Here is an 11,773-nt window from a genome sequence, read left to right as displayed (position 1 = left end):
CCCGCACCGGTTCCGCACCGCCTCCGGCGCGCCCGCCGCGCAGATGCTGCTGACCACCAGCTACCGGTCCGGCGAGCGACTGCTGGCGGCTTTCGCCCGGCTGGCCCGTCGGCTGCGCGGCCCGGCGGCGCACCGCCGGTTGCGTCCGCTGTCCGGTGCGCCTACGGGCGCAGTGGAGGTACGCACGTTCCGCTCGGCCACCAGCGAGGCGGCCTGGCTGGCGCACGCCCTGCGCGAGGCGCACCTGCTCGGCGGGATGCCCTGGGCGCGGATGGCGGTGCTGGTCCGCTCCACCGGCCGGCAGTTGCCCGGGCTGCGCCGGGCGCTGCACGCGGCGGGTGTGCCGACCGTGGTGCACGGCGAGGACCTGCCGCTGCACCTGCAACCGGCGGTAGCGCCGCTGCTGCTCCTGTTGCGCTGTGCGCTGGAGCCGGCGCGGCTCGACGAGGAGGCGGCGGTCGCGCTGCTGCACTCGCCACTCGGCGGTGCCGACCCGCTGGCCGAGCGGCGGCTGCGGCAGGGCCTGCGGGCCATCGCCCTGGCCGGCGGCGACCGCCGGCCGTCCGGCGAGCTGATCGTCGAGGCGCTGCGCGATCCGGCTGAGCTGGCCGGTGTCGAACGGCGCTGGGCGGAGCCGGCGCAGACGGTGGCCGGGCTGCTGGCCGTGGCCCGGGAGGCGGCCGATCGTGCCGGTGCCACTGTGGAGGACGTCCTCTGGGCGGTCTGGCGGGCCAGCGGTCTGGCCGAGTTGTGGTCCGCCGCGTTGACCCGTGGCCCGGCCGTGGCCGGCGAGGGCGATCTCGCCCGGCGCCGCCGGGCCGAGGCGGCCGACCGCGACCTGGACGCGGTGCTGGTCCTCTTCGACGCCGCCGCCCGGTTCACCGACCGGCTACCCGGCGCGCGTACCGAGGTCTTCCTCGACCATGTGCTCGGCCAGGAACTGCCCGCCGACACCCTCGCCCCGACCGCCGACCGCGGAGACGCCGTCCGGCTGCTCACCGCGCATGCCGCCAAGGGCCTGGAATGGGACCTGGTCGCGGTGGCCGGGGTGCAGGAGGGCGTCTGGCCGGACCTGCGGCTGCGCGGCAGCCTGCTCGGTTCGGAACGCCTGGTCGACGTGCTCGCCGGCCGGGCGGACGGTGCCGGCGGGGTGGCCACCCTGGTCGGGCAGACCTCCGCCCTGCTGGACGAGGAGCGGCGGCTGTTCCACGTCGCGGTGACCCGGGCCCGGCGGCGACTGCTGGTCAGCGCGGTCGCCTCCGCAGCGGTGGGCGGCGACGACCATGAGGAGCAGCCCAGCCGCTTCCTCTACGAACTCGGCCCCACCGACCCGACCGGCGACGAGCCAGGGCCGGATGACGGGTCCGGCGGACCGCCGGACCCGAAACCTGGGCCGGCGGAGCGGCCAGTGCCGGACGACGGGCCGGCGGACGGCACCCCGCGCGGTGGGTCCGGCCCAGCGGGCGCGGCTGACCGGGTGAGCGAGCCCGACCCCGAACCCGTCCGGCCGCGCACGCTGCCGGTGAGCCGGCCGCCGCGGGCGCTCACCCTGCCCGCGCTGGTGGCGGAGCTGCGTACCGCGGTGGCCGACCCGGCGGCGTCGCCCGCCCGGCGGCGCGTGGCGGCGGCGGAGCTGGCCCGGCTGGCCGCCGCCGGCGTTTCCGGCGCGCATCCCGACGACTGGTGGGGCCTGCGGCCGCTGTCGGACGACCGGCCGTTGGTGGACGAGGGCGAGCCGGTCCGGGTCACCCCGTCGGCCATGGAGAGCGCGCTCCGGTGCAGCCTGCGCTGGCTGCTGGAACGGCACGGCGGCAGTGCGCCGGCCAGCGCGGCGCAGGGCGTCGGCAACCTGGTGCACGCGGCGGCGATGCTCGCCGAGGACGCCAGCACCGATCGGGGCGCGCTACTGGACTACGTGGCCGCCCGGTTCGACGCGATCGAGCTGGCCGCCCGCTGGATGGTCGGACCGGAGCGGACCCGCGCCGAGGGGATGGTCGACAAGCTGCTGCGCTGGCTGGCCGCCAACCCGCGCCGCCTGCTCGCCATCGAGCACGAGTTCGCGGTACGCCTCGACGACCCGCGCCGGCCGGTCGAGCTGGCCGGCCGGGTGGACCGGCTGGAAGTGGACGCCGACGGCCGGCTGGTGGTGGTGGACCTGAAGACCGGCAAGTCGACCGCCGTCACCGAGCGCGAGGTGGCGGAGCATCCGCAGCTGGGCGCGTACCAGGCGGCGGTGGAGGCGGGGGCCTTCGCCGAGTTCGGCGACGAGCCCGGCGGGGCGGCCCTGGTGCAGCTCGGTACCGGGGCGAAGGACGCGCGGGAGCAGGCCCAGCCACCGGCCACCGACGGGCCCGAGGCCGGTTGGGCCACCGCGCTGGTCCGCCGCACCGCCGATACGATGGCGGCTGCCACCTTCGCCGCGGTCGCCAACTCCAAGTGCCGGGTGTGCCCGGTGCGCACCAGTTGCCCGGTGTCCGGGCAGGGGCGGCAGGTGGTCGAGCCACCGACCGTCCGTCGCCCGGAGCGCGAGGAGTGAGCGTGCGCGGTGCGGCGCGAGGAGTGAGCTTGCGAGCCCCGCAGTCGCCAACGAAGAAGGAACAGTGACCCAGCCGGCCCTGTTCAACCCCGCCGCACCGGCGCCCCGGGCGGCCGACGCCGGTCCCCGGTACACCCCGGTGGAGCTGGCGAGGTTGCTGCGCCTGCCGGCGCCCACCCGGGAGCAGGCGGCGATCATCGCCGCGCCGGTGGATCCGCTGCTGGTGGTGGCGGGCGCGGGCTCGGGCAAGACCGAGACGATGGCCGCCCGGGTGGTCTGGCTGGTGGCCAACTCGTACGTCCGGCCGGAGCAGGTGCTCGGCCTGACCTTCACCCGTAAGGCGGCCGGTGAGCTGGCCCACCGGGTGCGTACCCGGCTCGACCAGCTGGTCCGTCGACTCGGCCGGCGCGGGCGCGACCCGCTCGACGACCCGCTGGCCGGCGAGCCCACCGTGGCCACCTACCACTCGTACGCCGGGCGGATCGTCACCGAGCACGGCCTGCGCGCCGGCTACGAACCCTCCACCCGGCTGCTCACCGAGGCGTCCCGCTGGCAGCTGGTCGACCTGATCGTGCGCAACTACGACGGGGACATGTCCGAGGTGGACCGGATGCCGAGCACCGTCACCGACGCGGTGCTGGCGCTCGCCGGCGAGCTGGACGAACACCTCGTCGACCCGGACGAGCTGGCCGTGTGGACCGGCCGGTTCTTCGCCGACGTGCAGTCCCGCCCGGGACGGATCTACGCCGACGTGCGCAAGGCCCTTGCGTTCCAGCAGACCCGGTTGAAGCTGCTGCCGCTGGTGCGCGCGTACGCCCGCCGGAAGGACGACTTCGAGGCGATGGACTTCGCCGATCAGCTCGCCCGGGCCGCCCGGGTGGCCCGGGACCATCCGGGCGTCGGCGAGATCGAGCGGAACCGTTACCGGGTGGTGCTCCTCGACGAGTACCAGGACACCAGCCACGCCCAGGTGGTGCTGCTCGGCGCGCTGTTCGGCGGCGGGCATCCGGTTACCGCCGTGGGCGACCCCTGCCAGTCCATCTACGGCTGGCGGGGTGCCAGCGCCGGCACCCTGGACCGCTTCCCGACCGAGTTCGCCCGCACCGACGGCGAACCGGCGCGGGTGCTGGGGCTGACCACCAGCTGGCGCAACCGGCCGGAGATCCTCGCCGTCGCGAACGCGCTGGCCACCCCGTTGCGGGCGGCTGGTGCCCGGGTGCCCGAGCTGCACGCCGCGCTTAGCGTCCGCGAGCCCATCCCGCACCGCAGCCCGCGCGGTGCCGCCGCCGGCACCGTGCACTGCGCGCTGCTGCCGACGTACGCCGACGAGGCCGATTGGATCGCCGACAGCGTGCTGGCCGCCTGGCAGGGCGCGGCCGGGATGCGCGGTGCGCTGCCCGAGCAGATCCCGGTCACGCTGCGCCCGACCACGGCGGTGCTGGTCCGGCTGCGCAGTCAGATCCCGGCGATCGCCGCCTCGTTGCGCGAGCGTGGGCTGCCGGTCGAGGTGGTGGGGCTGGGCGGCCTGCTGGACACTCCGGAGGTCCGCGACGTGGTGTGCACGCTGCGGGTGCTGGCCGACCCGACCGACGGTGCGGCGCTGCTGCGGCTGCTGACCGGCGCCCGGTGGCGGATCGGGCCGCGGGACCTGGTCGCCCTGCACCGCCGGGCCAGGGCCATCGCGGCGGCCCGCCGCCAGCTCGCCGACGACGGCACCCCGGAGATCACCCCGGACCGGCTCGACGAGGCGACCCTGGTCGAGGCGCTGGCCGACCTCGGCCCCGCCCAGGCGTACTCGGCCGAGGGTTACGCGCGACTGCGCGCGTACGCCCGGGAGCTGGGCCTGCTCCGGTACCGACTGGACCAGTCGTTGCCGGAACTGATCGCGGATGTCGAACGGACCACCGGCCTGGACGTGGAGGTGGCGGTGCGGGCCGGCCGGGACGGTGCCGGCGACGCCGGCCTGGCCCGGGGCCACCTGGACGCGCTGGGCGACGTGGCCGCCCGGTTCAGCGGGGAGACCCCCGGTGCCACGCTCGCCGGTTTCCTGGCCTACCTCGCCGCCGCCGAGGACGAGGAGCGTGGCCTCGCCCCGGGCGAGGTGGAGGTGGTCGAGGGCGCGGTGCAGATCCTCACCGCGCACGCCGCCAAGGGACTGGAGTGGGACGTGGTCGCGGTGGCCGGGCTGAGCCGGGGGGTGTGGCCGGGGCCGGTGCGAAACTCCGACCACTGGCTCGGCGGGCTGGGCGTGCTGCCGTTCCCGCTGCGGGGCGACGCCGACGGGCTGCCCGAGCTGGCCCTGGCCGAGGCCGACGACCAGCGTGGCGTGGCCCGGGCGGTGGCGGACTTCACCGACGACTGGCGGGCCCACGACGAGCGGGAGGAACGGCGGCTGGCGTACGTGGCGGTGACCCGTCCGCGCCGTCTGCTGCTCTGCTCCGGCCACTGGTGGGGGGAGGGCACCAAGCGACCGCGCGGGCCGTCGGCACTGCTGCGCGAGGTGCAGGACGCGTGCCTGGACGCCGGGGACGGTCACCTGGTCGACGAGTGGGCGCCGGAACCAACGCCGGATGCGGTGAATCCGACCACCGAGGTGGTGTTGCGGGCCGAGTGGCCGGCGGACCCGCTCGGCGTACGCCGTCCGACGTTGACCGAGGCGGCAGCGCTGGTGCGTCGCTTCCTCACCGACGGCGGCGAGGCCGCCGGGGAAGACGACCCGGCGGCGTCGGACCCGGAGGTGGCCCGGTGGCGGCGGGAGGCCGACCTGTTGCTGGCCGAGCGGGCGGAGCTGAGCCGGCTGTCCGGTCCGATCGACGTGGCGCTGCCCGAGCACCTGTCGGTGACGCAGTTGGTCGCGTTGCGCCGGGACCCGGCGGCGCTGGCCCGGGCACTGCGCCGTCCGTTGCCGTCCGAGCCCAACCCGTACGCCCGCCGGGGCACCGCGTTCCACGCCTGGCTGGAGCAGCGGTTCGGGGCGGACCGGCTGCTCGACACCGACGAGCTGCCCGGTGCGGCCGACGCCGACGCCGCGCCGGACGAGGCGTTGGTCGAGCTTCAGCAGCGCTTCCTGGCCAGCGAGTGGGCGGACCGGACGCCGGTCGAGGTGGAGGTGCCGTTCGCCACGCTGATCGGCGGCGTGGTGGTACGTGGCCGGATGGATGCCGTGTTCCGGCGCCCCGGTGACCGCTTCGACGTGGTCGACTGGAAGACCGGCGCCCGCCCGTCCGGCGCGGCGGCCGAGGTGGCCGCGGTGCAGTTGGCGGTCTACCGGCTGGCCTGGGCGGAGCTGGCCGGCGTGCCGGTCGACCGGGTCGGCGCGGCCTTCCACTACGTGCGGGACGGGGTGACCGTCCGTCCGGCGGACCTGCTCGACGTCGATGGGTTGACCAGGTTGCTCACCTCGGTTCCGGAGCTGCCGTAGTGGCTGGCGCTTTGCCGGATCCGTGGTATGGTGCCCGCGTTGCAGTTTTGGTTACCAGCTCTGTTTGCGCCTGGCGGATTGTGGCCCCAGGCGCTCTTTGTTATGTCCGGACTTCTCCGGGCGGGGCGACCAGAAGCGACAGGCGTTCCGAGCACGTTCGCCCGGAACATTCCTCTTTCGGTCCCGTAACAGGTACGGGGCCGACGTTCCGTCAAGGAGACGAAACAAGCATGGCTATTGGCACCGTCAAGTGGTTCAACGCTGACAAGGGCTTCGGCTTCATCACCCCGGACGGCGGCGGCGCCGACGTCTTCGCCCACTTCTCGGCGATCCAGTCCTCCGGCTACCGCAGCCTGGACGAGAACCAGCGGGTGGAGTTCGAGGTCGTCCAGGGCCAGAAGGGCCCGCAGGCGGAGAACATCCGCCCGCTCTGATCTTCACGGATCGCCCGCGACGGCCGGGCCACCGCTGGTGCACGTTCGACCGGCGGTGGCTCGGCCGTCCGCACATGGACACCGGGCGACGGAACCCTGAGTCGGTAATCAGCCGTCTAAGGGTCGGGTGGGCGACTGTCGCCACCGCCCGGCTGGGGAAGGCTGGGCCAGGGGGATGAGCCGGGGGGATCGGCTCGGTGCGGGGAGGAACGGCCATGGTGGGTTCCGCGGCGATGCGCGAGCTGCTCCTGGTGGTCGCGGTGGCGGCCGTCGGGCTGCTGCTCGCGATGGCGGCGGCGTTCACCACCTGGCCCGTCACACCGGGTGGGTCCGCCCCGTCCAGCCTGGTGGAACTGCACGGGCCGCCGGCCCCGGCCGAGCGGTCGGACAGCGCGGTCGGCTGACCAGGGGCGTACCCACACCATCTGCCAGCACCGGGTCAGCGCGGCCCGGATGCGCCGGCGTTGCTCGGGCGGCCGTCGACGGGCAGCAGGTCGGCGAGGCTCGTACGGTCGACCACCAGCGCGATCGCGCCGTGCACGGCGAGCCAGACGTCGCGGAGCCCGGAGGCCGCGCCGTGATAGGCGGCCAGCTCGACCGGTAGGCCCCGTACGGTGGTCAGGGAGCCACCGACGGCGCGGAGGATGTCGCCGACGCTGATCGCGTCGGCCCGCCGGGCGAGCGCGTACCCGCCTTCGGTGCCCCGATGGCTGACCAGCAGGTCGGCGCGGCGGAGGTCGACCAGGATTCCCTGTAGGAAGCTGAGCGGGATCTGCTGGCGTTCGGCCAGCGCCGCCGCCTTGACCAGCTCACCGTCGCCCCGGTGCGCGGCGACGGTGAGCATGGCCCGGAGCGCGTAGTCGCTGCGTGCGGAGACGTACACGTCGTTGACCGGTCCGCGCCGCTATCCGGCGGCGGTGACCGCGGCCAGGCGGAGCTGCCGGTGCCCGGGAGACCGTCTCATCGTCCGTCCAATCCGCAGTATTCCAACTTAGTTGGTAGGAATGCTGGGGTGAATCGGCGGGTGCTGTCAAGGCCCATCCAGATGACGGGAAGTTGATCCCGGTCGGCCGGCTGCCGGCAGGTGGCCGTCCCGGACGCGCCGAGACGTTAGGGTCGGATCCGTGCCGACGCGCAGAGCGAGAATCCCAGCGACGAGGTATCCGGTCGAGCGGTTCACCCTCGACAACGGCCTGCGGGTGGTCCTCACCCCCGACCGCAGTGCCCCGGTCATCGGGGTGGCGGTGGTCTACGACGTCGGAATACGTTCCGAACCCGAGGGGCGCACCGGCTTCGCCCACCTCTTCGAGCACCTGATGTTCCAGGGCTCGGAGAACCTGGAGAAGCTCGCGCACTTCCGGCACGTACAGGGGGCGGGCGGCACCTTCAACGGTTCCACCCACCTGGACTACACCGACTACTTCGAGACGTTGCCGAGCAACGCCTTGGAGCGGGCGCTGTTTCTTGAGGCGGACCGGATGCGCGGCCCCCGGCTGACCGAGGAGAACCTGCGCAACCAGGTCGACGTGGTCAAGGAGGAGATCCGGGTCAACGTGCTGAACCGGCCGTACGGCGGGTTCCCCTGGCTGACCCTGCCGCCGGTGATGTTCGACACCTTCCCCAACGCGCACGACGGCTACGGCTCCTTCGACGACCTGGAGTCGGCCACCGTCGCCGACGCCGCCGACTTCTTCCGGCGCTACTACGCCAGCGGCAACGCGGTGCTCGCGGTCAGCGGCGACATCGACACCACCGAGGCGGTCGCGCTGATCGAGCGGCACTTCGGCGACGTGCCGGCCCGGCCGGCGCCCGACCGGCCGGACTTCGCCGAGCCGGCGCTGACCGCGGAGCGGCGCACCGCGTACACCGACAAACTGGCCCCGCTGCCGGCGGTGGCGTCCGGGTGGCGGGTGCCCGACCCGGTCGGCGACTTCGCCGCCTACCTGCCGTACGTGGTGCTGGCCGAGGTGCTCACCGACGGCGACGCGTCCCGGCTGGTCGAGCGGCTGGTGCACCGGGACCGGGCGGTGACCAGCGTGGGTGGCTACCTGGGGTTCATGGGGGACCCGTTCGACGTACGCGATCCCACGGCCCTGCTGCTCCAGTCGCACCTGCCACCCGGTGGCGACGTCGACAAGGTGCTGCGCACCGTCGACGAGGAACTGGACCGGCTCGCCACCGACGGGCTCGCCGACGGCGAGCTGGCCCGCACCCAGGCCCGGATGGCCACCCACCTGCTGCGCGACACCGACGCGGTGCTCGGCCGCGCGCTGCGGATGGCGGTGCTGGAACAGCAACGCGGCGAGCCGGGCCTGCTGAACGAACTGTCCCGGCTGGTCGGCGAGGTCACCGACGAGCAGGTCCGCGCCGCCGCCGCCACCCTGCGGCCCGAGCGCCGCGCGTCCGTCGAGGTAATTCCCGGAGGTGTCCGGTGAGTGCAGCCGTGGTGCCGCTGCCGCCGCTCGGCCCGACCCGCCGGCTCAAGCTGCCGAGCCAGGCCGAGCGCACGCTCGGCAACGGCCTCACCGTGATCGCGGTACGCCGCCCGGCGGTCCCGCTGGTGGAGCTGCGGCTCTGGATGCCCTTCGGCCGGGCCCACCTGGCCCGCGGGCACCTGCTCGCGCAGACCATGCTCTCCGGCACGGAGACGATGACCAGCGTGCAGATCGCCGCCGAGTTGCAGCGGATCGGTGGTGGGCTTTCCGCCGGGCTCGACCCGGACCGGCTGATGCTCTCCGGCACCGGCCTGGCCACCGGGCTGGACCGGATGCTGGAGATCCTCGCCGAGGTGCTCACCGGCGCCAGTTACCCGGCCGAGTGGGTGGGGGTCGAGCGGGACCGGCTGGTCGACGGGATCCAGGTGGCCCAGAGCCAGCCGGCGCACCTGGCTCGTACCGCACTGCTCAAGCGGATCTACGGCAAGCACCCGTACGCGGTGCAGACACCGGACCCGGAGCAGGTCCGGGCGGTCCGGCCGGCCGCGCTGCGTACGCTGCACGCCCAACGGGTGCATCCGGCGGGCGCGGTGCTCGTGCTGGTCGGTGACGTGCGTCCGGAGCGGGCGTTGGACGCGGCCGAGAAGGCCCTCGGCGGCTGGGGCGGCGACGGGCACGGCGCCGATCTGCCGCCCGCCCCTCCGCTGGAGCCGGGCCCGCTGCTGCTGGTCGACCGGCCCGGGTCGGTGCAGTCGTCGCTGCGGGTGGCGTTGCCGGCGGTGCCGCGTACCCATCCCGACCACGCCCCGCTGCAACTGGCCAACCTCATCTTCGGCGGCTACTTCTCCTCCCGCTGGGTGGAGAACATCCGTGAGGACAAGGGCTACACGTACGGGCCGCACTCGCTGGTCGAGCACTCGGTGGCCGGCTCGCTGCTGGTGGCCGCCGCCGAGGTGGCCACCGAGGTGACCGCGCCGGCCCTGCTGGAGACCAGCTACGAACTGGGCCGGCTCGCCACCGTGCCGCCGGCGCCCGAGGAGCTGGAACAGGCCCGGCAGTACGCCCTCGGCACGCTCCAGCTCGGCATCTCCACCCAGGCGGGGCTGGCGTCGTTCGTCAGCGCGTACGCGGGCAACGGGCTGCGGCTGGACTTCCTGCCCGAGCACGCGGCCCGGCTGGCGAAGGCGACCGTCGACGATGTCGCCGAGGCGGCGGCCCGGTACCTCGCCCCGGCGCGGGCGGTCACCGTCGTGCTCGGCGACGCCGAGCGGATCGCGCCATCGCTGGCCACGCTGACCCCGGTCGAGACCGTCCGGGTGCTGACATGAGCGAGCGTCAGCGAGCGAATCATCGATGCGGTGCGGTGGTGCCTCATGGCGGCACGGAGCGTAGCGGAGTGTCGGCATGAGCGGGCCTCGATCCGGCTGGCCGGATGGCTGGGGGCAGCCGGTCGGCGCGCGTGGCGAGGCCGCCCCGCCGCTGGCCCGCTCCACGCTGGACCGGGCGGCGCACCGGCGTACCGATCCGGAGTGGTTGGCGCAGGCGTGGGCCGGGGCGCGGGTGCTGGTGCTCGACGTGGAGGCCGGGGGGCGGGCGTTGGTGCGTACCGACACCGCAGTGCCGGCGCTGGTCCTGGCGGATGCGGACGACCTGCCGCCGGCGCTCGCCGCCGGGGCGATGTTCCTCGGCGTCGAACCGGACGGCGTGCCGGTCTTCTGCGTGCACACCGTGCTGGCGGCCGTGCCGGACACCCGCGCGGCTCATCTGCGCCAGGTCGGGCACCTGCTCAACGACCGGGACGCGGGACTGTTCACCACGGCGCTGGCCCTGACCAACTGGCACCTGCGCCACCTCTACCACCCGATCACCGGCGAGCCGACCCGGGCGGACGAGGCCGGCTGGTCCCGGGTGGACGCCCGGGGTGAGCGGGTGTGGCCGCGTACCGACCCGGCGATGATCGTGCTCGTGCACGACGGGGTCGACGGCGTCGACGGGCGGTGCCTGCTGGGCAACAACGCCACCTGGCCCAGCGCCGAGGGACAGCGCCGGTTCTCCTGCCTCGCCGGGTACGTGGAGCCGGGGGAGTCGGCCGAGGCCGCGGTGCTGCGGGAGGTACGCGAGGAGGTCGGTGTCCCGGTGGCCGAGGCCACGTACGCGGGCAGCCAGGCGTGGCCGTTTCCCGGCTCGCTGATGCTCGGTTTCCTGGCCACCGCCGACCCGGAGCACCCGCTGCGGGTCGACCCCGTCGAGATCGCCCAGGCCCGCTGGTTCACCCGGCAGGAGATCGGCGCGGCGCTGGCCGGTCGGCCGGTCGACGTAGGTGGTGCCCGGCTGTTGCTGCCCCCGCCGTCGTCGATCGCGATGTTCCTGATCCACCGTTGGTTCGACGGTCACTGCTGAACGGGTGCGGCCCCGACCCGTGACCGTCGTTGCCGCGGCGGCCACGGGCCGGGGACACGGGCCGTCGTGGTCGGCTGGGTAGGAACACGGCGGGGGAGCCGGTCGACCACGACGGACGTCGGGTGGGTCAGGTGTCGGGCCCCTCCGAATGGGCCTGTCCGTACCCCGGGTCGTCGAGCGGCAGCACCTTGACCCGCTGCTTGCCGGAGCGTACGGCGCCGACCGTGGCGAGCGCCCGGGCGAGCAGTAGCGCGGCGTCGCGGTCCTCGGCGTGGACGACCTGGCGGCGCGGCTCGGGCCGGGTGGTCTCGTCCCGCAGCCGATGACCGCAGGCCCAGGCGGCCGTGATGTCGGTGTCGGCGGCGGTGCGGATGTCGGTGCGAACGATCAGGAACCGCATGTGGGTCTCCGGATGTGCCGCGACGGGTGGAACGGTGGAAGTTCCACGTCACTACGCCGCCATCGTACGCCCGGCCGGTTTCCCAGCAAGTGAAACTCGCCCATTGATGTGCAGGCCCGACCGATCATCCGACCCCTGGTCAGCAGG

General features: G+C 74.5%; 9 protein-coding genes. 7 read left to right on the top strand and 2 right to left on the bottom strand.

The window, feature by feature from the left end; translation table 11 throughout:
- The 4 genes from AB0M52_RS04315 to AB0M52_RS04300 form a co-directional block, all read left to right on the top strand.
- On the top strand, nt 1–2,536 hold a 2,536-nt coding region (locus AB0M52_RS04315), incomplete at its 5' end, for an ATP-dependent DNA helicase (RefSeq protein ID WP_363948709.1).
- A gap of 64 nt (nt 2,537–2,600) precedes the next feature.
- Nucleotides 2,601–5,957, top strand: a complete 3,357-nt coding sequence (locus AB0M52_RS04310; protein WP_363948707.1) for an ATP-dependent DNA helicase — start codon at nt 2,601–2,603, stop codon at nt 5,955–5,957.
- Nucleotides 5,958–6,187: 230 nt separating this feature from the next.
- Nucleotides 6,188–6,391 (top strand): cold-shock protein, encoded by a 204-nt coding sequence (locus AB0M52_RS04305; RefSeq protein ID WP_013735772.1) that lies wholly within the window; start codon nt 6,188–6,190, stop codon nt 6,389–6,391.
- A gap of 215 nt (nt 6,392–6,606) precedes the next feature.
- Nucleotides 6,607–6,795: a hypothetical protein gene (locus AB0M52_RS04300; RefSeq protein ID WP_363948703.1), complete on the top strand. Its 189-nt coding sequence runs from the start codon at nt 6,607–6,609 to the stop codon at nt 6,793–6,795.
- A 35-nt stretch (nt 6,796–6,830) separates the two neighbouring features.
- On the opposite strand, the gene AB0M52_RS04295 is transcribed toward AB0M52_RS04300, so the two are convergent.
- The gene (locus AB0M52_RS04295; RefSeq protein ID WP_363948701.1) at nt 6,831–7,274 is read right to left on the bottom strand and encodes an Rrf2 family transcriptional regulator; all 444 of its coding nucleotides are present in this window, start codon (nt 7,272–7,274) and stop codon (nt 6,831–6,833) included.
- A 241-nt stretch (nt 7,275–7,515) separates the two neighbouring features.
- Between AB0M52_RS04295 and AB0M52_RS04290 the strand changes: the two genes are divergently transcribed.
- The 3 genes from AB0M52_RS04290 (at nt 7,516) to nudC (ending at nt 11,226) form a co-directional block, all read left to right on the top strand.
- Nucleotides 7,516–8,826, top strand: coding sequence for a pitrilysin family protein (locus AB0M52_RS04290; RefSeq protein ID WP_363948699.1), 1,311 nt, complete (start codon nt 7,516–7,518; stop codon nt 8,824–8,826).
- Nucleotides 8,823–10,154: a pitrilysin family protein gene (locus AB0M52_RS04285; protein WP_363948697.1), complete on the top strand. Its 1,332-nt coding sequence runs from the start codon at nt 8,823–8,825 to the stop codon at nt 10,152–10,154. Before AB0M52_RS04290 ends, AB0M52_RS04285 begins: the two co-directional genes overlap by 4 nt.
- A 76-nt stretch (nt 10,155–10,230) precedes the next feature.
- Complete coding sequence (gene nudC / locus AB0M52_RS04280; RefSeq protein WP_363948695.1) at nt 10,231–11,226, top strand: NAD(+) diphosphatase; 996 nt, start codon at nt 10,231–10,233, stop codon at nt 11,224–11,226.
- 127 nt (nt 11,227–11,353) lie between these two features.
- Here the strand turns inward: nudC and AB0M52_RS04275 are convergent, their stop codons facing one another.
- Nucleotides 11,354–11,626 carry a hypothetical protein gene (locus AB0M52_RS04275; RefSeq protein WP_363948693.1) on the bottom strand — a complete coding sequence of 91 codons (273 nt, stop codon included), beginning with the start codon at nt 11,624–11,626 and terminating at the stop codon, nt 11,354–11,356.
- Nucleotides 11,627–11,773: the final 147 nt, after the last annotated feature.

Origin of the sequence: Micromonospora sp. NPDC051296, assembly GCF_040682255.1 — a bacterium.
GTDB classification, from domain to species: domain Bacteria; phylum Actinomycetota; class Actinomycetes; order Mycobacteriales; family Micromonosporaceae; genus Micromonospora; species Micromonospora craterilacus.
Note: the sequence above shows the minus strand (reverse complement) of the source record. Positions and strands in the feature narration are given on the sequence as shown.